This window comes from Aquicoccus sp., assembly GCF_041686535.1.
GTDB lineage: Bacteria > Pseudomonadota > Alphaproteobacteria > Rhodobacterales > Rhodobacteraceae > Aquicoccus.
On the sequence record NZ_JAWLDS010000044.1, the window covers coordinates 1 to 23791 of the forward strand.

The following is a 23791-nucleotide window of genomic DNA, read 5'->3' on the forward strand; positions in this document are numbered from 1 at the left end:
ACGCCGTTTTCGGCATGTAGCTTGTGGATGTAACCGATCAGGTGAGGGTTGGCCTCGAAGCTGTGAACCGCGGTGACGGGCCTCTTCGAGGCGATCAGGGTGGACATGTAGCCGATGCCTGCGCCCAGTTCGAGCACGGTGTCGCCGGCGCGCGCAACCTTCAGCACCGCGTTGGATTCGAGTTCTTCATAGGCGTCCTTGCGCAGCAACTTGCGTATGCGCGGGGTCAGGATCGTCGGGTCGTCGGGAAAGCGCAGTCCGCGCGAGCGGATCGGGTCGCGCGCTGTCTCTGGCGTGTCGGCTTGGGGGGCGTCCATGTCAGCTCTCCATGTCGAGCGCGAGGGCGTAGGCGACGCGCTCGGTCTCGGTCAGTTTCAGGTCGAGGGCCTGTTCGTACAATTCCCGGAATTCGGGGACCTCGTGTAATGCGTCGGCCTTGGCGCGGTGCCAGGCGAGGCCCTTCTGGTGCCAGGTGCGCAGGGTGTCATCGGCCATGAGCCGATCATACTCGGCGCGCAGGCGGGGGATGTTGCGCTTGATCGTGATGTCGCGGAAGTCCGACCAGTCCATGCGAATCCAGTAGTTGATCCCGATCGAGCGGTCGACGTGAAGCGCGCGTCCGCGCTGGCGCTTGATAAGAAAGCTCTCTGTCGAGCGCAGCGCGTAATGGTTGAGCTGCAGGAGATCATAGCCAACGGATTTCTTGGAATTGCGCCAGCCGTTATCCGCGACCTCGGCGGTCATGTCGTGGCCCGAGCCATTGACCCATTTGACCCGTGACCTCAATGTCTCGTTCAGCTTGTTGGGGCGGTGACAGGAAATTTTCTCGTAGGCGCCGATGTTGCGAAACATGGTCTTGAAGCCCCAGACGGTGTGCGGCTTGGGACAGAACTTGGGGGCGCAGGTGTCGAACTGTTCGACGACGAGCGTGTCGCTGAGCCGAGTGACGCCGTTATGGCCGAAGAGGCGCCACGTCATCGCGACATTGGTGGCTTCAGGCACGCGCTCGAAGAAGTCGGATAGCGTTCCGTTGCCGCAACGCACGTTGATGAACTCGTCCACGTCGATATGGATGATCCATTCGGCGTTGCGGATCACGTCTTCCTTGAGCGCCTGGTTGAGCGCGTATTGCTGCGGCGAGTTGCCTTTCCAGATGTCGTTGTTGCGGTGCTGGAGCACGCCCATCTCTTGCAGCCGGTCGAGGATCTCGGCGGTGCCGTCGGTGCAGTCATTGGTGTAGATCAGGAAATTGTCGACGCCGATGGCACGGTGATAGGCGACCCATTCGAGGATATAGGGCGCCTCGTTCTTCATGCATCCGACGATCACGTTGCCGCTTGAGCCATCGGGCAGCGTGCGCGGCGGCACAGGCGTATAGGCGGCGGCCAGCTCTTCCTCGTTCATCGCGCCAAGCCGGTTGTGCGGGGCGAAGGAAGAGCGTTGCAGCTTGACGAAATTCTGTTTCGCGAGCGGGGGCATCACCTTTCGGGCAGAGGGCGACAGGACCTTGTCCACCTCTTCGGGAAGCGTGATGGCCTGACCATCGGCGGCCTGTGCGACCGCCTTGGGCGTATCGTTCTCGAGCCGCGCCAGGTCGGCGGCCTTGTTGGCCAGTTCCTGCTTGTTCGCCTGATTGATGCGCCAGCGGAAGGCCATCAGGTATTGCGTCGCGCGAAACCCGCCCGTCGGGTCAGCCTCGGTCCATTCGGGCAGCTTGCGGTCGCGCTTCATCGTTGCCGGATCAAGCCCGGGATGGGCCTGGCACAGCGCCTTGATGTCCTTCTCGAAACGCGCGGAGAGGGCCGACAGGCTGCCCGCTGCGGCCGGCGCGCCATCGACCCATATTTCACTTAGAAACTTGCGCCAGAGCTGGCGGGGCAGGATCACCTCCTTTTTTGCCAGAAGCCGCAGAACCGCGTCGTTGAAAAGCCGGCACCGCGAAAGCCAGGCCGCGGGTGGGTCGGCTGGGATGTCCTCGGTCTCGGCCTTGCCGATGGTGTCCGTGATGTCGAAGGCCGCGCGCAGCATTTCGGTGCCATCGGCACTGTAGAGACGTGGCAGATCGAGGCTGTGATAATGCATGGAGCCAGTGCCCAATACCGCCTCCCATTCGGTTTGAAGGCGTTTGAAATCGAGCCAGTAGCATGCGCCCTGCACCTCGCCGAACCGGCCGGCTTGAGGGTCTGGTGCGGGTCGGGTCTCGAGCGCCGCCTGCCAGAAATCCTCGGCCCCGATCAGCCCCAGTTCGAGGTCGAGTGACCGCGCGCGCCCTTCGATCAGCTGTGTCGCGTAGCGCCGGGCCAACATGCGCGCGGGGTCGTCGAGATGTGCGACGATCCGGATGTCGTCAGAGAGTGTACGCAACAGGGCGCGCAGACGCTCAAGCTCGGAGCGCGAAAACAGCGTGCACCCGAGTTGATGTGCAGACAGGATCAGCGTGTCGGGCCGGTGCTGGGCGACCTCGTGTTTCAGGCTCTGCGCCACGTCATCAAGGAGCACACGCTGCTTTTCGGGAGGGATGAACCCGCGGTTGAACCGCAGGGAATCGACGTTTTCCGGATCCGTTACCGCCATGAAGAGGCGCGTATGGTTGCGCGCGCCGGGAGAACGGGCGTAAAGCACGCCTTTTGAGCGCATCTGGTCGCGCTTGGTATCCAGAATGCGCTGCATCCGCTCCGAGGCGGCGGCATCGGGGCCGATATGAAGGAAGATCCGCATTCAGCCCAGCCTTTCTGCCGGCGTGGTGTCGTTGACGTTCTTCCTGCCCCACCAAGGGATGTCGATACCCAGATGGGCCGCAAGCCGCTGCCTGGCGTCGGGCGCGTCCATGGGCAGTTCGAGGAAGCGCCTGTCATTGCCGAAAATATCGCGCAGCATTGCGTAGTGACCCTCTATCCAGCGGACCCGTTCCGCATCCGTGCCACCGAAACCATGTGGCAGGCCGGGGATCACCCCATTGGGCAGCCGCACCGAGCCAAGGTTGTTCCAGCGCCTCATGCTGTCGGAGAGCTTGTCCGGTGGTCGGTAGGTGACGACGAAACGCAGATCGGGATGTGTGTGACGCATGGCCTGTATCACGGCATGGTCGCATTGTGGCCAGAAGGTCAGATCCTTGCGCAGTACGCTTATCTCGGTCAACGCATCGTAGAAGCCAAGGTGGTGAAACGGATCGCCGGTTTCGAAATACCCGCGATAGATCACCCGACCGACATGGTCCCCGCCCAGCGTTCCGGATTGCTTGATCGACCGGCGCACCTTGTGATCGGCGCAGAGCCAGCCCGCCTGTTCAAGCGCATGGGCGAGCGTCGTCGTGCCGGATTTCGGCAGGCCCAGATTGACCAGTTTGAGCTTGCTTTCAGTCATGTGACCAGCCCCAGTTCCTGCATCAGCTCATACTCACCCGGCGGGTAGGTGGGCAAACCCTTCAGGTGAGCATACATCTCGGCATAGCGCGCCCGCGTCATCAGTTGATCACGCTTTTCGCGGTGCCGCCGCACAGCCTCGTCATGCAATTCACAGATCGTCCTGTCGGCCTTGAGTTCGGCCAGCGCCGCGTCGAGTGCGGGCTGATATCGACGGATCGAGATGTCTTCCCAAGCGGGATCGTTGCGTTCGCGCCAATAGGTGTCGTCGAAGGCACGGTTTTCGCGGTTGACGTCGCCACGGTCATTCTTGACCAGGTAGCTGTCGAGCGAGCGCAGCGCGTAGTGGTTGAGCGTGGCGAAATCACGTGCGCCCTTCGCGGGAAACCTGCGGATGCGGCGCGGATTGGCGGCGACAAGGAACCTGTGCGGCACGGGGCGCCCCGATCCGTCGGTCCAGGCGGGGCGCTCTTTTGGGGGCAGCTTGTCGCGAAAGAAGGGGCGGTGCGCGCCGTAGTACTGTAGCGGGAAATCCCGGCGCACCAATGTCTTGACCTCGATGGCGGCCTCACCGCACCACAGGTCGGGATTGTGCGATCGGGTGAACTGTCCGATGACCGGGCGATCCTCGAATGCGTCGATGCCGCAATTGGCGAAGAACTGGAAAGTAACGGATATGGCCTGCGGATCGCCGCAGGCGTCGATCAGGGCGGGGATGGTGTGATCGCCCACGTGGATGTTGAGAAACTCGTCGACATCGGCAACCCAGACCCAGTCGGCCCCGGTCACGATCTCGTGTTTCCGGGCATCCTTGAGCGCCTCCATCTGGTAGTTGCGCCCCTCGGCCGGGTTGGGCAGGTGCTGCACCAGCCCGCGGTCCTGCAACACGTCGAGCAGCCGGTCGGTGCCGTCGGTACAGTCATTGGAGTAGAACAGGTGGTCGGTGACACCGATCAGGCGGTTGAACGCGATCCATTCAAGAAGGAAAGGGCCTTCGTTCTTGACGCAGGTGACGGCCGTTATGCGCATTGACGCACCCCCGTCCTTGTGCCGGAACCCTTGAACATGCCTCTGCCCGTCATTGCCTGTCTTTGTGCCGCGGCCAATCATGGCCAATATGGCATCTTGTTGTTATCGCAAAACATGGCACTTGGCGCGGGAAGCGTCAATCTTTCATGAGTTTCGGTCTCCCTGTGGGACAATTCCGCGACAGAGCGTGACTTGACCTTGTGGCACGCGCCATGCAGTTCTTGACGGCAGGAGGACACCCATGCGCGAGATGACATCCATCGACGACGTTCAGGCGATGCTGGCCGGACAGGATTACGTGTGCGACCGGGCGCTGGGCACGGTGGTGTTTCTCGCGCTCCGGCTGGGGCGACCGCTCTTTCTCGAAGGCGAGGCGGGCGTCGGCAAGACCGAGATCGCCAAGGCGATTGCGGCCGGGCTCGGGCGGCGATTGATCCGGCTGCAATGCTACGAGGGGCTCGACGCGGCGACGGCGGTCTATGAATGGAATTTCGCCGAACAGATGATCGCCATCCGCGCCGCCGAGGCAGCGGGCGGGGCGGATGCGGAGATGCTCAAGTCCGAGCTTTTCACCGAGGATTACCTGATCGAGCGTCCGCTTTTGCAGGCTATGCGCCCGCAACCCGGGGGCGCGCCGGTCCTGCTCATCGACGAGCTTGACCGCACGGACGAGCCGTTCGAGGCCTTCCTTCTGGAGGCGCTGAGCGATTTTCAGGTGACGATCCCGGAGCTTGGCACGATCAAGGCGCCCGAGCCGCCGATCGTCATCCTGACCTCGAACCGCACGCGCGAGGTGCATGATGCATTGAAACGCCGCTGTCTCTATCACTGGGTCGATTATCCCAGCTTCGAGCGCGAGATCGAGATCCTGCATGCCCGCGCACCCGAAGCCGCCGAACACCTGTCGCAACAGGTGGTGGCTTTCGTGCAGAAGCTGCGAACCGAAGACCTGTTCAAGAAGCCGGGCGTTGCCGAAACCATCGACTGGGCCAAGTGCCTGCTGGCGCTCGACGTGCTCGACCTCAGCCCCGAGGTCATCGCGGATACGCTGGGCGCGATCCTGAAATACCAGGATGACATCCATAAACTCCAGGGCAGCGAGGCCAAGCGCATCCTCGACGAGGTGAAGTCCTCGCTCGAACCTGCGTGATGCTTCATCTTGCCCCAAATACTCCGGGGGGGCGACAAAACGCGGCGCGTTTTGCGCCTTGGGGGCAGCGCCCCCAGGATATCCGATGACCGAACTGCCGTCTCTCGACTTGCCCGAGCACCCGAAGCTCACCCACAACATCACCCATTTTGCGCGGGCGTTGCGCAGGGCCGGCCTGCCGATCGGGCCGGGGCGGGTGATCGACGCGATCCGCGCGGTCGAGGCGGCGGGGTTCACCGAGAAGGCCGATTTCTACTGGGTGCTGCATGCCTGTTTCGTGAACCGGCCCGAGCATCGGCGCGTCTTTGCGCAGCTATTTCGCCTTTACTGGCGCGACCCGCGCTACATGGAACACATGATGTCGATGATGCTGCCCGCCATTCGCGGCGTGCAGGAGGAGCGCCGGGCCGAAGCCGCCGAGAAACGCGCGGCCGAGGCGTTGCTCGACGGGGCCGAGCGCGACGCGCCCGAGATCGAGGAGAGCGGCGAGGAAGTGCAGATCGACATCGACGCCTCGCGCACCATGTCGCGCGAGGAACGTCTCAGGACGCTCGATTTCGAACAGATGAGCACCGCCGAGATCGCCGAGGCCAAGCGTATGCTGGCGCGGCTGCGCCTTCCGGTCAGACCGATCCCGACGCGCCGGGCGATGGCCGCGCTTCAGGGGCGTGCGATCGACGGGCGGCGCACCCTGCGCGCGGCGATGCGTCAGGGGGGCGAGTTGCGCAAGCTCCAGATGAAGGCCCCGCGCCCACGCTGGCCCAATCTTGTCGTCCTTTGCGACATTTCCGGCTCGATGAGCCAATACAGCCGCATGGTACTGCATTTCCTGCACGCGGTGGCCAATCACAAGGGGGCGGGCTGGGCGAAGGTACATGCCTTCACATTCGGCACGCGCCTGACCAACATAACCCGGCACCTGGCCACCCGAGATGTCGACCAGGCGCTCAAGGCCGCCGGTGCGCAGGCGCAGGACTGGGAGGGCGGCACCCGGATCGGGCAGAGCCTGCATGTTTTCAACCGCGACTGGTCGCGCCGGGTGACGGGGCAGGGGGCGGTGGTTCTGCTCATCTCCGACGGGCTCGACCGGGACGATGCGGCTCTCTTGGAAAAGGAGATCGAGCGGCTGCACCTGTCTGCGCGCCGCCTGATCTGGCTCAATCCGCTGCTTCGCTGGGACGGCTTTGCGCCCAAGGCCGCGGGCATCCGTGCGATGCTGCCGCATGTGGACAGTTTCCGCGCGGGTCACTCGGTCGCCACGCTGGAAGAGCTTGCCGCCGCACTTTCGCGCCCCGACGACATGGGCGAGAAGGCGCGGCTGATGGCGATGCTCGGGTCGTGAATGACGGCCGGACCGGTCGTTGTTGATGATCGGGCCGCGACAATCTTGCCCGGGTTCACGGGTTTACAAATATTCCCTTCACAATATATCACTTTTTCAGAATGTGATATGAGGAGACTCACCAATGACACTGAACTGGAAAACCGGGGGCCTTCTTCTGGGCGTCGTGTTCTTTCTGGCGGTGCTTCTGGTGAAACCGATCGGGGTGTCGACGCAGTTTGTCATCCTGGACGGTATCATCGGGAACGCGGCCAATTCCGAGCTTGTGACGCAAACCGAAGAGGGCTGGACCTCGAGCAATGCATATCTGGCCAAATCGGGCGGAAAATATGCCAACTCGGTGGCCAACCCGCTCAACTACAGCTTTGTTTTCGTCATCGCGATGATGATCGGGGCGTTCCTGTCGGCGTTGGCGCGGGGCGGCGTGTCGCGCGATGAGCGCAAGCTTCCGGCGATCTGGTATGCCAATTATGGTGATACGCCGTGGAAACGCTATGCCGTGGCCTTTGTCGGCGGGTTCATCGTGCTTTATGGCGCGCGCCTCGCGGGGGGCTGTACTTCGGGACACATGATGTCGGGGATGATGCAGACCTCGCTGTCGGGCTATATCTTCGCGCTGGGCGCGTTTGCCACGGCCATTCCCGTATCCATGATGTTGTATCGCAAGGAGGGCTGAGACATGAGTTCGATCATACTTGCACTGGTGATCGGTGCGGCATTCGGGGCGGTGCTCGACCGAATCGGCGCAACCAACCCGAACTGGATTGGCCGGATGCTGAGCCTGACCAACCTGCACCTGATGAAGACCATTCTGCTGGCGATCGGCACCGGTTCGGTGCTGATGTTCGGCGGGCAGATGCTGGGCCTGGTCGAGGTCGGCCACATGAGCGTCAAGGCGGCCTATGTCGGCGTGTTCATCGGCGGATTGCTGCTGGGCGCGGGCTGGGCGCTGGCGGGCTATTGCCCGGGCACCGGCGTCTGCGCGGCGGCCAGCGGGCGCAAGGACGCGTGGTTCTTCATCGCGGGCGGCCTGCTGGGGGCTGCGGCCTACATGGTGACCTATCCGGCCTGGCTGGCCTCGGGGATGCTCGACGACATTCTTGGTGGCAAGGTAACGCTTGGCACGGTTCCCGGCTCGGGCTTTGATGGTCTGAGCGCGATCCAGGGCGATCTGCTGGGGATCGTGCTGGGTGCGGGCTTCGTCGTCATCGCCTTTGTGCTGCCCGAACGGATCGTTGGCCAGGGCGAGGCCGTGGCACCGGCCGAGTGAAACGCAACCGATCATGAAATCGCGAACGGCTGCCCCTTGCGGGTGGCCGTTTTCTTTTGTTTGGTGAAGGGGCCTGATGGGGGAAGACAATGGACCGCTTCGACAACATTCCTGAAATCGCGCTTGATTGGCTCAGGGCGGGCCGCAATGTGGCGCTGGCCACGGTGGTCGAGACCTGGGGCAGCGCGCCGCGCCGGGTTGGTGCGCAATTGGCAATTTCGGACGAGGGCGCGATCGAGGGCTCGGTCTCGGGCGGTTGCGTCGAGGGCGCGGTGGTCGCCGAGGCGCTGGAGGCGCTCGACGATGGTGCTCCGCGGATGCTGGAATATGGCGTGAGCGACGGCGATGCCTTTGCCGTGGGGCTGGCCTGTGGCGGAACCATCCGGGTGATGGTCGAACCGGTGGGACCGGTCCTGCCTGTGGCGGTGCTGGAGGAGCTGGTCGCGGCGCGGGCGGCACGCGAGAGGGTTGCAGTGGTCTCGTCGCCGGGGGATGGGCCGCGGCGCCTTGTGCGCGCGGGGTTCGAGCAACGATTGCGCATGGACCGCTCGGGCTTCGAGGAGGATGGGAGTTTCGTCACCATTCACAACCCGCCGCTCAGGATGATCGTGGTGGGTGCGGTGCATATCGCGCAGGCGCTGGTTCCGATGGCCCGGCTGGCGGGTTTCGATCCGCTGTTGGTTGATCCGCGCCCGGCCTTCGGCTCGTCCGAACGGTTTCCGGGCGAAAAAATTCTGGAAGACTGGCCCGATGAGGCAGTCGCTTCCCTGGGCCTCGATGCACGCACGGCGCTGGTTCTGCTGACCCATGATCCCAAGCTTGACGATCCGGCCCTGAAGGCGGCGCTGCGTTCGGACGTGTTCTATATCGGGGCGCTAGGATCGACCCGGACCCATGCCAAGCGTGTGGCGCGGCTGGAGGAGGACGGGTTTTCCGGCGAGGAGATCGCGCGGATCCACGCGCCCGTCGGGCTGGATATCGGCGCGGCCGGGCCGGCGGAAATCGCGGTGTCGGTCCTGGCCGAATGCCTGATGGTGTTGAGGAAGGGATGAAATTCGGGCCGGTTCCCATAGCGGATGCCGAGGGGGCGATCCTGGCGCATTCCGTCGCCGTGGGAAAGAAGCGGTTGCGCAAGGGGCTGGTTCTGGAGGCTGATCATGTCGCGGCGCTGCAGGCGGCCGGGTTCGCGGATGTGACCGTAGCGCGGCTCGACCCCGGTGATCTTCACGAGGACGAAGCCGCAAGCCGGATCGCCGCGGCGTTGATCGAAGGCACGGGCGCGGGGCTCAGCCTCAGCCGGGCCTCTACCGGGCGCGTGAACCTGATTGCCGATGGTCCCGGTGTCGTGCTGATGGACGTGGCGCGATTGGAAGCGGTCAACCGGGTCAACCCGATGATCACCGTGGCCACAGTCCCGCCCTTTCATCAGATGGCGGGTGGCGGAATGGTCGCGACGGTCAAGATCATTTCATATGGGGTGTCGGGCGACGATGTGGCGCTTGCGGCGGACCATGCGCGCGGCACCGTGCGGCTGGCACGGCCGGTGGTTCCCAGTGCCAGCCTGATCGTGACCGAGATCGCGGGCGGTGCGGGCGAAAAGGGCCGCGAATCCATTGCCGGGCGGCTGGAGGCACTGGGCATGGAACTGGCCGAGGTGGTGCATGTGCCGCATGAGACCGGGGCGCTGGCGCGGGCGCTTGGCGCGGCACGCGGGGACATGACCCTCATCCTGACCGGTTCGGCCACGTCCGACCCGGCGGATACCGGGCCCGAGGCACTGCGGCAGGCCGGGGGGCAGGTTGATCGCTTTGGCATGCCGGTCGATCCGGGAAACCTGCTCTTCATCGGTGCGCTGGACGAGCGCCCGGTGATCGGGTTGCCGGGCTGTGCGCGGTCGCCCGCGCTCAACGGGGCCGACTGGGTGCTGAGCAGGGTTGCCTGTGGTCTCGAGGTGAGCGACGCTGATATCGCCGCAATGGGGGTGGGGGGCCTGCTCAAGGAGATCCCGACCCGCCCGATGCCGCGGCGCGGCAAGGGGCGGGCGAAAGATCGTGCGGCTTCGGGCACGAAATCGTGAAGCCGCGAAAATCGTCGCCCTGAAAAATTCCGGGTTCTCAACCGGGATGACCCGTGTTTAACTTGCACTAGAAAAACACAAAACCTAATCTGGGAGGAGCCAATGCCACAGGTCAGCATGACCGTGAACGGCAAACCTGCGTCCGGCGATGTCGAAGGGCGCACGCTGCTGAGTTCATTTCTTCGCGATACCTTGGGCCTTACCGGCACGCATGTCGGCTGTGACACCAGCCAATGCGGCGCCTGCGTGGTGCATGTGGACGGTGAGGCCGTCAAGGCCTGCACGATGTTCGCGCTCGAGGCCGAGGGGGCCGAGGTGGCCACCATCGAGGGGCAGGCCGCGCCGGATGGCACGCTGAACGCCATCCAGGCCGCCTTCCAGGAGCATCACGGGCTTCAATGCGGCTTTTGCACACCGGGCATGGTGATGAGTGCCGTGGCCCTTCTGAAAGACAACCCCAAGCCGAGCGAGGCAGAGATCCGCGACTATCTTGAGGGCAATCTCTGCCGCTGCACCGGGTATCACAACATCGTCAAGGCGATCATGGCCGCATCCGGCCAGGACGTGGGTGCGATCGCCGCCGAATAAGGCGCGAGGCGGGTTCGACCCCGCCACAAATGGGAGGATTTTGGAATGCCGAAGGATCATGAGGGCATTGGCGCCGGGACGAAACGGCGTGAGGATGTGCGGTTTCTGACCGGTGCGGGCAACTATACCGATGATATCAACGTGCATGGGCAGGCCCATGTGCATTTCCTGCGCTCGGACGTGGCGCATGGCCGGCTCAAGAAGGTCGACACTGCTGCCGCCGAGGGCATGCCGGGCGTCATCCGCGTCTTTACAGGGGCGGATTTCGAGGGCGTGGGCGGTCTGCCCTGTGGCTGGTGCGTGACCGACCGGCATGGGCAGCCGATGCAGGAACCGGCGCACCCGGTTCTGGCACAGGGCAAGGTGCGTCACGTGGGCGATCCGATCGCCGCCGTGGTGGCCGAAACGGCCGAACAGGCGCGCGATGCTGCCGAGGCGATCGAAGTGGAGATCGAGGATCTTCCGGCGGTGATCGACATGAAGGCGGCTCTCGAAGAGGGCGCAACGAAGGTGCATGACGATCTGACCTCGAACCTTTGCTATGACTGGGGCTTCGTCGAGGAAAACCGTGAGGCGGTGGACAAGGCCATAAAGGAGGCCGCGCATGTCACCACGCTGGAATTGAAGAATCAGCGGCTGGTCGCCAACCCGATGGAGCCGCGCGTTGCAGTGGGCGACTTCAACCGGGGAACGGGTGAGCACACGCTTTACACCACCAGCCAGAACCCGCACGTGATTCGCCTCTTGATGGGGGCTTTCGTGCTCGGCATTCCCGAGCACAAGCTGCGCGTCGTGGCACCGGATGTGGGTGGCGGTTTTGGCTCGAAGATCTTTCACTATGCAGAGGAGGCGTTCTGCACCTTTGCGGCGAAGGCGGTGAATCGCCCGGTGAAATGGACCTCGAGCCGCTCCGAAGCTTTCATCAGTGACGCGCAAGGACGCGACCATGTGACAAAGATTGAACTGGCGCTGGACAAGGACAACAACTTCACCGCGATCCGCACCGAGACCTATGCCAACATGGGTGCTTACCTCTCGACCTTTGCGCCGTCGGTGCCGACATGGCTGCACGGGACGCTGATGGCGGGCAATTACAAGACGCCGAACATTTATGTGAACGTGAAGGCGGTCTTTACCAACACGGTGCCGGTCGATGCCTATCGCGGGGCCGGGCGGCCCGAGGCCACGTATCAATTGGAGCGCGTGATCGACAAGGCCGCGCGCGAGTTGGGCGTTGACCCGATCGCCCTGCGCCGGCAGAATTTCGTGACCGAGTTTCCCTATGCCACGCCGGTGGCGGTGGAATATGACACCGGCGACTATCACGGTACCATGGATGTGCTTGAAAAGATGGCCGATCTCTCGGGTTTCGAGGCGCGGCGCAAAGAGAGCGAGGCGCGTGGCAAGCTGCGCGGTCTCGGACTCAATTGCTATATCGAGGCGTGCGGGATCGCGCCCTCGCAACTGGTGGGCCAGCTGGGTGCGCGGGCGGGCTTGTATGAATCCGCGACGGTGCGGGTGAACGCCACAGGCGGGATCGTGGTCATGACCGGCTCGCACAGCCACGGACAGGGGCACGAGACGACCTTTCCCCAGGTGATTGCCGACATGATCGGGATCGACGCCGACATGATCGAGATCGAGCATGGCGACACCGCCAACACGCCGATGGGCATGGGCACGTATGGGTCACGCTCGATCGCCGTGGGGGGGAGCGCCATGGTGCGCGCCGCCGAGAAGGTGATCAACAAGGCCAAGAAGATCGCTGCCCACCTGATGGAGGCCAGCGAGGCCGATGTCGAGCTAAAGGACGGGCAATTCAGCGTGGCGGGCACCGACAAGTCCGTGGCGTGGGGCGACGTGACCCTGGCGGCCTATGTGCCGCACAACTACCCGCTCGACGAGATCGAGCCGGGGCTGGAGGAGACGGCGTTCTATGACCCGTCGAACTTCACCTATCCGGCCGGGGCCTATGCCTGCGAGGTCGAGGTCGACCCCGAAACCGGCAAGGTCGAGATCAAGAGCTTTGCCGCGGCCGACGACTTTGGCAATATCATCAACCCGATGATCGTCGACGGGCAGGTGCATGGCGGGATCGGGCAGGGGATCGGGCAGGCTCTGCTTGAAAACTGTGTCTATGACGAAAGCGGTCAGATCCTGAGCGCGAGTTTCATGGATTATGCCATGCCGCGTGCCGATGACGTGCCGTTCTATGATGTCGATCATTCGAGCCAGACACCCTGCACCCATAATCCGTTGGGCGTGAAAGGCTGTGGCGAGGCGGGGGCTATCGGCTCGCCTCCGGCGGTGGTGAACGCGGTGATCGACGCGCTGCATTCGGGCGGTCACAAGGTGGATCACATCGACATGCCGGTTTCCCCCGCGCGTGTCTGGGCAGCGATGAACGCATAAGGAGAACGAGAACATGTATGCATTCGATTTTGAACGGCCCTCCACGCTTGCCGAGGCGGAAAAGGCGCTTGCGGGTGAGGATGCGCAGGCGCTGGCTGGGGGACAGACCCTGATTCCGACGCTCAAACAGCGCCTTGCGATGCCTGAAAAACTGGTTAGCCTGGGCGCGATCCAGGAGATCAAAGGCGTATGCAAGGGCGATGATGGCGCACTTTGCGTCGGTGGTGGCACCAGCCACGCCACGGTGGCGCGCGAGGCGGCCGCGGATTACCCGGCGCTGGCGGCACTTGCGGCCCATATCGGCGATCCGGCGGTACGCAATCGCGGCACGATCGGTGGCAGCATCGCCAACAACGATCCGGCGGCCTGCTATCCGGCGGCGGTGCTGGCCTCGGGGGCGACGGTGGTCACCAACAAGCGCAAGATCGCGGCAGATGATTACTTCAAGGGAATGTTCGAGACCGCGCTAGACGAGGGTGAGATCATCACCGAGGTTCGGTTTCCCGTTCCGGAAAAAGCCAGTTACCAGAAGTTCGAGCAGCCCGCCTCGCGGTTTGCGCTGGTCGGCGTGTTCGTCGCGAAATACGCCGATGGCGTGCGCGTCGGTGTGACCGGGGCGAGCGAAGGCGGCGTGTTCCGCTGGACCGAGGCCGAGGCGGCATTGTCGGCCGATTTCTCGACCGGGGCCGTCGAGAGCATGGCGCCACCTGCGGACGGGATGATGTCGGACCTGCATGGCAGTGCCGCCTACCGCGCCCACCTGGTTGGCGTGATGACCCGCCGCGCAGTGGCTGCGGCAAGCTAAGAGGTTGAAAGCATGATGGAAACGCGGGTCCGGGTGGCCCGCGCTTTCTATTCCGGCTTGCGCGCTATAAAGTCGATCAGGGCCGAAAGGCCGGAATGGCCGCGCCCCTCCTGCACATCGCGTTCGTATTCCCGGCAGGTCAAGATGTCCCAGCCCGAGAATTCCTCGGACAGGCTCTTGCAAGTATACATGTTGCGCGCGTCAGGTGGGCCGCCGGTCCCGCGGCCGATCTGCTCGGGGGTATAGCCGTGCAACATGACCAATCCGCCGGGCTTCGTCGCACCCTGCATCTTGCGAAAAAGACGGGTGCGTTCGACCGGGCCAACGAACTGGATGAAAACACCGAGGACGATGTCGTAAAGCCCCTCGAAATCCTGTGCCAGCACGTCGCACTGGCGAAAGTCGACCATCACGCCGCGCTCATCGGCCAGGGAGCGGGCCTTGGCAACGGCGGAAGGTGCGTATTCAAGGGCCGTCACCTCCAGCCCAAGTTCGGCGAGGTGGACCGAGTTGCGCCCTTCGCCGTCGGCGACCGACAGAACCGAAAGGCCGGGTTGAAAGAAATCCGCGTGATCGAGAAGGAAGATCGCGGGCTCCTTTCCGAAAACAAAGTCCGGCGTCGAGAATCGTTCTTCCCACATGTTGGCGTCCAATCCTTGCGAAAATGAAAACGCCCCGCGCGAAAACCAGGCGAGCGGGGCGTGGATCGTGCTGTCAGCCAATCACTTCTGCGGCAGGGGGGCGACCATCATGATCATCTGACGCCCCTCCATTTTCGGCATGTTCTCGACCTTGCCGATCTCCTTGACGTCTTCCGCGATCCGTTCGAGCAACCCGCGTCCCAGATTCTGGTGCGCCATCTCACGGCCCCGAAAACGAAGCGTGACCTTGACCTTGTCGCCCGCCTCGAGAAAGCGCACGACGTTGCGCATCTTGACGTCGTAATCATGCGTGTCTGTATTGGGCCGGAACTTGACCTCCTTGATCTCGATGGTCTTCTGCTTCTTCCGGGCCTCGGATTCACGCTTTTGCTGTTCGTATTTGTATTTGCCGAAATCCATGATCTTGCAGACCGGCGGATTGGCGTTGGGCGAAATCTCCACAAGGTCGAGCCCGGCCTCTTCGGCCATTTCAAGGGCGCGTTCCGGGGTGACGACCCCGACGTTTTCACCCTCGGCGCCGATCAGGCGAATCTCTGGGGCACGGATGCGATCATTGACGCGGGGTCCGGTTTCGCGCGTGGGGGGCGCGTTATGAGGTCTGCGGGCTATGGTTTTGGTCCTTCGATTGTTTTCCGGAAATCCGAGTTAGCAAGTTAAACTTGGCGGCGCCGCAGTTCAAGCGGCAATCTTCGGCGGAAACGGGCCGTTTGTGCCGGGATTCCCGTTGTTCCCATTGAAAGTTGCGCGGTTCGGTCGCATTTGAAATCTCCGGGTTCGGTCCCCGTGCCAGGCGGGGACGCTGCTAGTCAAAGGATGAGGATCATGAGGAGTTTGATTTGGGTCGCAGTGGCGGTCGCACTTCTGGGCATCGGGTATTTTGTGTTCACCGGTCGGACCGTGGAAGAGTCCGTCGACAGCATGTCCGACACGGGAAGCGAGGCTGGTGACGCCGCTTCCGAGGCCGTGGAAGATACGTCCGATGCCGTCACGGAGGCAGCCGATGATGCAGCCGAGGCTGTGAACGATGCGGTCGAGACCGCCACCGATGAGGCGGAAGAGGCCGCCGAAGCGGCGGACGAGGTGACCGAGGAGCCTGTCGATGATGCCGGGCAAGCCGCTGACGAAGAAACGGAAAACACCGCCGATAGCGCGGATCCCGTGGCTGAGGGTGAGCAAGACGCCTCGGCGGATTCGTCCGATGTGGACGAGGACACAGCCGGTCAGACCGGCGGTTCCACGCCGGATGATGGTGACGAAACCACCGGTGAGGCCACGCAGGACGCAGCTGAGACAGGCGATGAGACTGCGACGGAAGATGCTGATCCCATTGAGGAATCCGCTGATCCGCTGTCCGTGGAGGGCTTCGATTTCGACAGGGTTGCCGAGATGATCGATGAGAATGAGGAGATCGGGGTGGGCGAGAAGATGCTGCTCAAGACCGGGCTTGAAAGCGCGCGGGACAACCCCGAAGTGCTCGAGGAGATGCTGGACGAGGTCAAACAGGCCCTTGGCATGTAACCCTTTGCTTCTGAACGATTTTGGCAAGCCCCCGCCCGGTTGCCCGGGCGGGGGTCTTGGTTTGCGCGGGTGCGAAGCCAAGGCCCCGGGTTAACGCCGCCCGGTAGCCCGATGCAGGGGGGTGACATCCGGCTGCCGCCCGGCTGTCCCCCGGCTGCCGGGGGAAACGGAGGGGCGTTAACGGTTTGTTGGTTAATGGGGCGTACGGTGGGGGAGTTGGTGAGAACGGCAGCAATGCGCAGGAAACGGGCTTTGCAAGGTTACCCGCCATGCGCATGATCAATCGACGGCAAAGGGCCACGAAATGTCGCCACCCTACCGGCCGCTCATGAGGGCCACGGCGAAACCCTCTGTCGTCATTGCTCATGTTCTGCACAGTAACTGAGGCCAAAACCCGGGTGGTCTCTTCTACAGCGATTGGTTCGACAGCGCGATCCTGGCACATTGAAATGCCATCAGGAGCGTGTGGCGTTCGCCTATGTCCGTCCACAAGCTGCTGTTTCAGTCGGTGTGGTTTGACTTTGCTTGCGCGCATCACGCATCACCGAGACATCCAGCCAGCGCTTTCTTGTCGCCGGTCAATCCGAGAGCGATGTCACGCGCTGTCATTGCTGATTGCGCGCTGTCACCTTCCACGAGCCGGAGGACATAACGATGCCTTCGGGTTTCTCGAGAGGGGCGAGTTCGCACTTCAAGGCGGCGACGATTTCATCATGGCGCCGCTCGGCAATCATGCCCGCCTCGCGATAAATCTCCCCCGCCGGTCCGATCGCGAGTTGGAAGGCCACAGCATCGTCCAGCGACTTGCCCATCACCACCGGGGCGTCCACGGGCTCGAATGCGATCGCCTCAAAACCCGCCGCTTCGAGTTGCCGCCGGACCACAGCCTCATCCGCCATCGAGAATGGGCCGGGGCCGCAGGTGTCGGCGTCGTCCTCGGGCGCGGGAAGGAACCGCTGGATCACCTGTTTCGGCAAGTTCATGCACGGGTTGTCCTCCAGCGCGCGCCACACGATCATTGTCATCGTGCCGCCGGGTCTGAGTGCCGCGCGCATGTTGCGCAATCCGGCGACGGGATTCTCGAAAAACTGGGTTCCGAAGCGCGAGAAGCAGGCGTCGTGGATCGGCTGGAACCGATGCGTCAGCACGTCCGCCTCGACGAAAGTCAGGTTCGAGATCCCCTCGGCCGCAGCCTCGCGGCGGGCGAAGTCGAGGAAGGCATCGCAGCAGTCGACGCCAAGAACGGCGCCGGATCTGCCGACCAGACGGGCCAGTTCGATCGCCGTGTCTCCGAACCCGCAGCCGATGTCGACGACCCGGTCGCCTTCGCCAAGGCCGAGCGTCGGCAGCACCTGGTCGCTGTGGTTCGATGTCCCCTCGACGAGGATGTGCCGGAAGCGAATGAACTTGGGGACGAGCACCCGGTTCCAGAAATCGACGTATTCGCTGGTGTCTTCGATCGTTGCTGTCGTCATGTCTTTGGTCTCCCTTGATATCCGGATCGCGCAAGCGCCGGGTCATTGTGCCGGCGGCTTCGGTATCACGGCGTTGACCAGCGTGCGCTGCACGGTCCAGTCGCCATCCACCTTCTTGAGGATCGCCAGGTGATAGCCGTCGAGCGGTTTGCCTTTTGGATCCGTGATCGTGTAGCGGGCGAGATCCCAGGCCGTGTCGCCAATGACCTCGATTTCGATCGTCTCGACGGTCATGTCGCTGAAACCGGCCTCGAAGCTGCGCCGATACCGCTCTTCCACGGCATCGCGGCCCTCGTATATCTGGCCAAGCGGGCCGTAATAGACGACGTCCTCGCTGAAGAGCCGGGCGAGGGCTTTGGCATCCGCGTCATTGAAGCGGTCCTCGTATTGCTGGAGCCTTTCGTCGATGGCCTGCCGCGCGTCGGGATCGGCGAGCGCCGGGCCTGAAATCGGCATGGCAAGCGCGAGGGCTGCGCTACCGGCGATAAGGTTGGATATTGCGATGCGTAGCATTGGTATCTCCTGCGGTCTGTTGCTTTCCTCAGCCTGACGGTTGAGCCGGTCCGGGAGAAGTGCGAGACTCGGCCCTATCGGTCCGTTTCCGTCGCGGAGGACAAGAATGGTCGAGGACACGCCGCTGCATGTATGCCTCGTCGCCGTTCCGGGCTCGCTGCTCCTGCCCATTGCCGGGCTCTACGAAGTGCTGACGGCCTTTCCGGTTGTGGCCGGTTTCCACGAGGGTGTGCCGTCGTCCCCGCCCTTCGCGGTCGAAATCGTAGGCACGGCGCAGACGAACGTGCCTGCCGCGAGCGGCCTGCCGATTACGATCCAGCGCGCGGTGGACAGGATCGAACGAACCGACATCATAATAGTCCCGACGATGGCCGTCGAGGAACGCTGGGAGGCCGGACGTCACCCCGAACTCGTAGCGTGGATGCAACGGATGCACGCGCAGGGCGCGATGCTCTGCTCGGCCTGCACCGGCCTCGGGCTTCTGGCGGAAACCGGCCTTCTCGATGGTCGGCAGGCGACGACCCACTGGGCGTTTGGACCGGGTTTTCGGCAAGCGTTCCCCGATGTTGAATTGCGCCTGGACGAGGTTTTGGTCACCGCCGGCCACCGCGAGGAATTCGCCATGTCGGGCGGGGCCGCCTCGTGGCAGGATCTGGTTCTCTACCTGATCGGTCGTTTCGTCAGCCCCGTCGCCGCGCAGGCGATCGCCAAGTTCGAATTGCTTGAGCGGCACGCCGAGGGCCAGGCCCCCTACCTGCCGTTCCTGCCGCAGACCCAGCACGGCGATGCCATGGTGCGCAACATGCAGAACTGGCTGGAAACCAATTTCGCGGTGGCCAGTCCGGTCACAGAGATGACTGGCAGATCGGGACTTTCACCGCGCGCTTTCGAGCGGCGGTTCAAGCGCGCGACGGGGCTGTCTCCCATTGGCTACGTCCAACAGGTGCGCATCGACGAGGCGAAGCGCAGGTTGGAGCAGACCGACTTGCCGATTGACCAGATCAGCTGGGAAGTCGGCTACGAGGATGCCGCGGCCTTCCGGCGTCTTTTCAAGCGCATCGCCCGCGTGTCCCCTGGCATCTATCGCCGCAAGTTCGCGACAGACAGACCCGCATAGCAGGCCAGTCTGGCATCGCCCTGGATCGCCGCACCGCGGCCCGTCGATGCGCGCGTGTGGTGGCGACCCCCCAACGCAAAAGGGCGCCCGGTGGGGGCGCCCTTTCGGTTGGTCTGATCCCGGGTCTCAGCAGCTGTAATACAAGCCGAATTCGACCGGGTGCGGGGTGTGCTCGAAGAGCTCCACTTCTTCCATCTTCAGGTCGATATAGCCTTCGATCTGGTCCTTGGTGAAGACGTCACCGGCCAGTAGGAAGTCGTGATCGTCGGCGAGGCAGTCGAGCGCCTCGCGCAGGCTTCCGCAGACGGTGGGGATGCCGGCGAGTTCCTCGGCGGGCAGGTCGTAGAGGTTCTTGTCCATCGCCTCGCCCGGGTCGACCTTGTTCTTGATCCCGTCGAGCCCGGCCATCAGCAGCGCGGCGAAGGCGAGATAGGGGTTGGCCGAGGGATCGGGGAAGCGGGCCTCGACGCGCTTGGCCTTGGGGCTTTCGGTCCAGGGAATGCGCACGCAGCCCGAGCGGTTGCGGGCGGAATAGGCGCGCAGCACCGGGGCCTCGAAGCCGGGGATGAGGCGCTTGTAGCTGTTGGTCGAGGGGTTGGTGAAGGCGTTGAGCGTCTTGGCGTGCTTGAGGATGCCGCCGATGAAGTGGAGCGCCTCCTGGCTCAGGTCGGCGTATTTGTCGCCGGCGAAGAGCGGTTTGCCGTCCTTCCAGATCGACATGTTGCAGTGCATCCCGGTGCCATTGTCGCCATAGATCGGTTTCGGCATGAAGGTGGCCGATTTGCCATAGGCGGCGGCGACGTTGTGAATGACGTATTTGTATTTCTGAAGCTCGTCGGCCTGCTTGGTGAGGCTGTCGAAGATCAGGCCAAGCTCGTGCTGGCAGGAGGCGACCTCGTGATGGTGCTTGTCGACCTTCATGCCGAGGCGTTTCATTGTCGAGAGCATTTCCGAGCGGATGTCCTGGCCGTCGTCGATCGGGTTGACCGGGAAATAGCCGCCCTTGACGCCGGGGCGGTGGCCGGTGTTGCCCATCTCGTATTCGGTGTCGGTGTTCCAGGCGCCGTCGATGGCGTCGACCTCGTAGCTGACCTTGTTCATCGTGTTGGAAAAGCGCACGTCGTCGAACAGGAAGAACTCGGCCTCGGGTCCCCAGTAGGAGACATCGCCGATGCCGGAGGATTTAAGGTAAGCCTCGGCCTTTTGCGCGGTGCCGCGCGGGTCGCGGGCATAGGGTTCGCCGGTGTCAGGCTCGACCACCGTGCAATGCACGCAGAGGGTTTTCTCGGCGTAGAACGGATCGAGATAGGCGCTTTCGGTGTCGGGCATCAGTTTCATGTCGGAGGCTTCTATGCTTTTCCAGCCGGAGATCGAGGAGCCGTCGAACATGAAGCCCTCTTCGAGGAAGTCCTCGTCGACCTGGTCGGCCATGACGGTGACGTGCTGAAGCTTGCCGCGCGGGTCGGTGAAGCGGATATCGACATAGTCGACCGCCTCGTCCTTGATCGTGGTGAGAACGTCCTTGATGCTCATTCCGTTGGTCCTTTTCGTCTGCAGAATGGTTGGGTATTTGCCGTGGCGGCGGCCCGTCGCCGCAGCGCGGGGCCGTGTGGGGGCGGATGCGTCAGAGTGCGTCGGAGCCGGTCTCGCCGGTGCGGATGCGGATGGCCTGTTCTACCGGGCTGACAAAGATCTTGCCGTCGCCGATCTTGTCGGTCTTGGCGGCCTCGACGATGGCTTCGATCGCCTGGTCGACGAGATCGTCATCGAGAACCACCTCGAGTTTGACCTTGGGCAGAAAATCGACCACGTATTCGGCGCCGCGGTAAAGCTCTGTATGGCCTTTCTGGCGGCCGAATCCCTTGACCTCGATCACGGAGAGCCCCTGGACACCGACTTCCTGCAGCGCCTCTTTGACTTCATCGAGCTTGAAGGGCTTGATGATGGCTTCGATCTTCTTCATGGGGGCCTCCCTCGTGATGCATTCCGGGGTGACTCAGCACTTCCCGCGGGCGGGCACAATTCGTTAGGTTACCGGCAGGTGGCGCCGTCCGGGTGAAATCGTGGGTGTGCCTAGAAAATGTGCAACAAGCCCGAAATCCGGGCGAATGTGAATCGAGGGGGCGATCCATGATCGAGGTGCTGACGGCAAGTGAGATGCGGTCGATCGAGCGCGCGGCGATCGAGGGCGGTTCGGTCACGGGGCTTGAACTGATGGAGCGCGCCGGGCGCGGCGTGGTCGCGGCGGTGTTCGAGCAATGGCCCGGACTGGCGGTGGCACCGCATCGGGCGGCGGTGCTGTGCGGGCCGGGCAACAATGGCGGCGACGGCTTCGTCATCGCCCGGCTGCTTAAAGAATGGGGCTGGGAGGTGGACCTGTTCCTGCTGGGTGACGCCGATCGGTTGCCGGCGGATGCAGCGGCGAACTGTGCGCGTTGGCGGGCCATGGGTCGGGTCGGGGACTGGTCGGGCGCGGATCGTGCACAACATGCCGATCTTGTGGTGGATGCGCTGTTCGGAACCGGGCTGACGCGGCCGGTTTCCGGGGATGCCATCGCGCCGATCCGGGCTTGCGCGGAGGCGCGGAATCGGCCGCGCATGGTGGCGGTGGATATCGTCTCAGGACTGGACGCCGACAGCGGGCGGGCCCTGGGGCCGGCGGGAATTGCCGATCTGACCGTCTGCTTTCATCGTGCCAAGCCGGGGCATTACCTGGCCGAGGGGCCGGGTCTCACGGGGCGGCTGCGGGTGTGTGACATCGGACTGAGCGCGGTGGCGACGGGTGCGGTCGGGATCGCGGAACCCAGCGCGATCGCCAAGCCGCCGGCCGGGCACAAATATGCCAGCGGTCACGCGCTCGTCCTGTCGGGCGGGGCGGGGCGCACCGGCGCGGCGCGGCTGGCGGCGCGCGGGGCGCTGCGCGTGGGCGCCGGGCTGGTGACCCTGGGGGTGCCCGGTTCGGCGCAGATGGAAGTGGCAAGCCAGATCACCGCGATCATGCTGGCCCGCGTCGAGGATGGCGCGGGGCTGGCCTCGGTGCTGGAGGACGGGCGGATCAACGCATTGTGCCTCGGGCCGGGGCTGGGGCTTGCGCGGGCGCGTGATCTCGTGGAGGCGGGTCTTGCCGGGCCGGCGCGTGCGCTCGTGCTGGATGCGGACGCGCTGTCGACGTTTTCCGATGACCCGCAGGCGTTGTTCACGCTGCTCAATGACGCCTGCGTGCTGACCCCCCACGGCGGGGAATTTGCGCGGCTCTTTCCCGATCTGGCCGAGAAGCTGGAGGCATCGGCCACCGCGGGGCCTGCCTTTTCCAAGGTGGATGCGACGCGCGAAGCTGCCCGGCGGGCAGGCTGCGTGGTGCTTTTCAAGGGGGCAGACACGGTGATCGCATCGCCGGACGGGGCCTGTGTGATCAACCCGGCGTTCCATGACAGGGCGGCGCCGTGGCTGGCCACAGCCGGGTCGGGCGACGTTCTCGCGGGGGTCATCACCGGGTTGCTGGCGCGTGGCCTCGGGGCGTTCCGGGCCGCCGAGACGGCGGCATGGTTGCACGTGGAATGTGCCCGAAACTTTGGGCCCGGATTGATTGCCGAGGATCTTCCCGAGGAATTGCCGCGGGTCTTTCGCGCGTTGGAAGCCGAAGCCGAGCGTCAGGCCGCGCGGCGCAGCGGCTCGACCGGATCGCAGGCCAGTTCGAGCCCATTGACATAAAGGATATGGGCCGCGTCGAAGAAGAGGTCGCAGAGCCGCATCTCGCGGATCGGGCCCTGGCGCACGAATTCGCCATCGATCAGGTCGCGCGCAGGCACGAGGGCCTGTTTGCGGCCCGAAAGCGCCTCGGCCCGCCAGTCGCGCAACAGGATCCGGTGACCGGCCGGGATGACCGCATCGGCCGGCGGGGCGGAATGGCCCAGCGATCCGGCGGCGATACGAACCGTTTCGACGCGCGCCACGCGCGCAGCGAGGCCACGCAACAGCACCATACCGCGATCACGTGTGATGATCCTGTCCCCGGGGCTGAGATGTTCGACCGGCAGCGCGCCATCGAGCGTGAGGATCGTGCTGCCGAGGGTAAAGCCGTTGGATACGGTTAGATGAATCGGATCGTCGACGCGCTGTGACGCGGCGAACGACCCCCTTGGGGTCTGTGTCATTGGGCAAACCTGCTCTTACTGCCTCGTTGTTTTGTCACAGCTTACGCCAAGAGAGTGTTAATGTCGCCCCCTTTTTCATGCGTTCACCCGTTGGATTTGCCCTCGCCTTGGCATGAGGGCTTTGCTAGAAGGCGCTGCGAAGCGGGTGTGGCGGAACTGGTAGACGCACCAGATTTAGGTTCTGGCGCCGCAAGGCGTGGGGGTTCGAGTCCCTCCACCCGCACCAGGCAGAAATGCCGTTGCGTCGCATTCAGGCCCCCGATCTGTCCTCGGGCTTGCTTCGCAAGGCTTGACAACAGGCACCCAAATGGATCCCT

Annotated in this window: 22 protein-coding genes, 1 tRNA gene and 1 pseudogene; 13 read left to right on the forward strand and 11 right to left on the reverse strand. The window is 63.8% G+C overall.

The genetic code is table 11. The features are described 5' to 3' along the window. From ACESL9_RS10470 to ACESL9_RS10485, 4 genes and pseudogenes are all read right to left on the reverse strand, one after another. Positions 1-317 (reverse strand): annotated as a pseudogene (locus tag ACESL9_RS10470) (FkbM family methyltransferase); the annotation flags it as partial. A 1-nt stretch (position 318) separates the two neighbouring features. Then, on the reverse strand, positions 319-2718 hold the full coding sequence (locus tag ACESL9_RS10475; RefSeq protein ID WP_372674799.1) for a glycosyltransferase family 2 protein: 2400 nt from the start codon (positions 2716-2718) through the stop codon (positions 319-321). Next, on the reverse strand, positions 2719-3363 hold the full coding sequence (locus ACESL9_RS10480) for a hypothetical protein (RefSeq protein ID WP_372614718.1): 645 nt from the start codon (positions 3361-3363) through the stop codon (positions 2719-2721). It lies immediately after the preceding gene. Next, a complete protein-coding gene (locus tag ACESL9_RS10485) occupies positions 3360-4391 on the reverse strand; it encodes a glycosyltransferase family 2 protein (protein ID WP_372614720.1) in 1032 nt (343 codons plus the stop codon). The genes ACESL9_RS10480 and ACESL9_RS10485 overlap by 4 nt, the downstream gene beginning before the upstream one ends. Before the next feature lie 241 nt (positions 4392-4632). Between ACESL9_RS10485 and ACESL9_RS10490 the strand changes: the two genes are divergently transcribed. From ACESL9_RS10490 to ACESL9_RS10530, 9 genes are all read left to right on the forward strand, one after another. Beyond that, positions 4633-5541, forward strand: a complete 909-nt coding sequence (locus ACESL9_RS10490) for an AAA family ATPase (protein WP_372614722.1) — start codon at positions 4633-4635, stop codon at positions 5539-5541. A gap of 85 nt (positions 5542-5626) precedes the next feature. Next, positions 5627-6883, forward strand: coding sequence for a vWA domain-containing protein (locus ACESL9_RS10495; RefSeq protein WP_372614724.1), 1257 nt, complete (start codon positions 5627-5629; stop codon positions 6881-6883). Positions 6884-7007: 124 nt separating this feature from the next. After that, the gene (locus ACESL9_RS10500; protein WP_372614726.1) at positions 7008-7559 is read left to right on the forward strand and encodes a YeeE/YedE thiosulfate transporter family protein; all 552 of its coding nucleotides are present in this window, start codon (positions 7008-7010) and stop codon (positions 7557-7559) included. Between the two features lie 3 nt (positions 7560-7562). After that, the gene (locus ACESL9_RS10505) at positions 7563-8153 is read left to right on the forward strand and encodes a YeeE/YedE thiosulfate transporter family protein (RefSeq protein WP_372674800.1); all 591 of its coding nucleotides are present in this window, start codon (positions 7563-7565) and stop codon (positions 8151-8153) included. A gap of 89 nt (positions 8154-8242) precedes the next feature. Further along, positions 8243-9205, forward strand: a complete 963-nt coding sequence (locus tag ACESL9_RS10510) for an XdhC family protein (RefSeq protein WP_372614729.1) — start codon at positions 8243-8245, stop codon at positions 9203-9205. Then, the gene (locus tag ACESL9_RS10515; RefSeq protein WP_372614741.1) at positions 9202-10230 is read left to right on the forward strand and encodes a molybdopterin-binding protein; all 1029 of its coding nucleotides are present in this window, start codon (positions 9202-9204) and stop codon (positions 10228-10230) included. Before ACESL9_RS10510 ends, ACESL9_RS10515 begins: the two co-directional genes overlap by 4 nt. A gap of 102 nt (positions 10231-10332) precedes the next feature. Continuing rightward, a complete protein-coding gene (locus ACESL9_RS10520; protein WP_372614731.1) occupies positions 10333-10818 on the forward strand; it encodes a (2Fe-2S)-binding protein in 486 nt (161 codons plus the stop codon). Between the two features lie 45 nt (positions 10819-10863). Continuing rightward, the gene (locus ACESL9_RS10525; RefSeq protein WP_372614733.1) at positions 10864-13230 is read left to right on the forward strand and encodes a xanthine dehydrogenase family protein molybdopterin-binding subunit; all 2367 of its coding nucleotides are present in this window, start codon (positions 10864-10866) and stop codon (positions 13228-13230) included. 13 nt (positions 13231-13243) lie between these two features. Further along, a complete protein-coding gene (locus ACESL9_RS10530; RefSeq protein ID WP_372674801.1) occupies positions 13244-14035 on the forward strand; it encodes an FAD binding domain-containing protein in 792 nt (263 codons plus the stop codon). A gap of 47 nt (positions 14036-14082) precedes the next feature. Here ACESL9_RS10530 and ACESL9_RS10535 read toward each other — a convergent pair whose 3' ends face one another. Then, positions 14083-14676, reverse strand: coding sequence for an SAM-dependent methyltransferase (locus ACESL9_RS10535; protein ID WP_372614737.1), 594 nt, complete (start codon positions 14674-14676; stop codon positions 14083-14085). An 81-nt stretch (positions 14677-14757) separates the two neighbouring features. Beyond that, complete coding sequence (gene infC, locus ACESL9_RS10540) at positions 14758-15306, reverse strand: translation initiation factor IF-3 (protein WP_372614743.1); 549 nt, start codon at positions 15304-15306, stop codon at positions 14758-14760. Between the two features lie 213 nt (positions 15307-15519). Between infC and ACESL9_RS10545 the strand changes: the two genes are divergently transcribed. After that, positions 15520-16215 carry a hypothetical protein gene (locus ACESL9_RS10545; RefSeq protein WP_372674802.1) on the forward strand — a complete coding sequence of 232 codons (696 nt, stop codon included), beginning with the start codon at positions 15520-15522 and terminating at the stop codon, positions 16213-16215. 605 nt (positions 16216-16820) lie between these two features. Here the strand turns inward: ACESL9_RS10545 and ACESL9_RS10550 are convergent. Beyond that, complete coding sequence (locus tag ACESL9_RS10550) at positions 16821-17690, reverse strand: class I SAM-dependent methyltransferase (RefSeq protein ID WP_372674803.1); 870 nt, start codon at positions 17688-17690, stop codon at positions 16821-16823. Positions 17691-17732: 42 nt separating this feature from the next. Further along, positions 17733-18203, reverse strand: a complete 471-nt coding sequence (locus tag ACESL9_RS10555) for a YybH family protein (RefSeq protein ID WP_372674805.1) — start codon at positions 18201-18203, stop codon at positions 17733-17735. 106 nt (positions 18204-18309) lie between these two features. On the opposite strand from ACESL9_RS10555, the gene ACESL9_RS10560 reads away from it, so the two are divergent. Beyond that, positions 18310-19320, forward strand: a complete 1011-nt coding sequence (locus ACESL9_RS10560; protein ID WP_372674806.1) for a GlxA family transcriptional regulator — start codon at positions 18310-18312, stop codon at positions 19318-19320. A gap of 126 nt (positions 19321-19446) precedes the next feature. On the opposite strand, the gene glnA is transcribed toward ACESL9_RS10560, so the two are convergent. Together glnA and ACESL9_RS10570 are read right to left on the reverse strand one after the other, a co-directional pair. Next, on the reverse strand, positions 19447-20853 hold the full coding sequence (gene glnA / locus ACESL9_RS10565; protein ID WP_372674807.1) for a type I glutamate--ammonia ligase: 1407 nt from the start codon (positions 20851-20853) through the stop codon (positions 19447-19449). A 91-nt stretch (positions 20854-20944) separates the two neighbouring features. Continuing rightward, positions 20945-21283 (reverse strand): P-II family nitrogen regulator, encoded by a 339-nt coding sequence (locus ACESL9_RS10570; RefSeq protein ID WP_372674808.1) that lies wholly within the window; start codon positions 21281-21283, stop codon positions 20945-20947. Between the two features lie 167 nt (positions 21284-21450). On the opposite strand from ACESL9_RS10570, the gene ACESL9_RS10575 reads away from it, so the two are divergent. Then, a complete protein-coding gene (locus ACESL9_RS10575) occupies positions 21451-23031 on the forward strand; it encodes an NAD(P)H-hydrate dehydratase (protein WP_372674809.1) in 1581 nt (526 codons plus the stop codon). Here the strand turns inward: ACESL9_RS10575 and ACESL9_RS10580 are convergent. After that, positions 22971-23474 carry a Hint domain-containing protein gene (locus ACESL9_RS10580; RefSeq protein WP_372674810.1) on the reverse strand — a complete coding sequence of 168 codons (504 nt, stop codon included), beginning with the start codon at positions 23472-23474 and terminating at the stop codon, positions 22971-22973. The genes ACESL9_RS10575 and ACESL9_RS10580 overlap by 61 nt on opposite strands. Positions 23475-23615: 141 nt before the next feature. Between ACESL9_RS10580 and ACESL9_RS10585 the strand changes: the two genes are divergently transcribed. Then, positions 23616-23700 (forward strand) — tRNA-Leu (locus tag ACESL9_RS10585). The last annotated feature ends 91 nt before the right edge of the window (positions 23701-23791 follow it).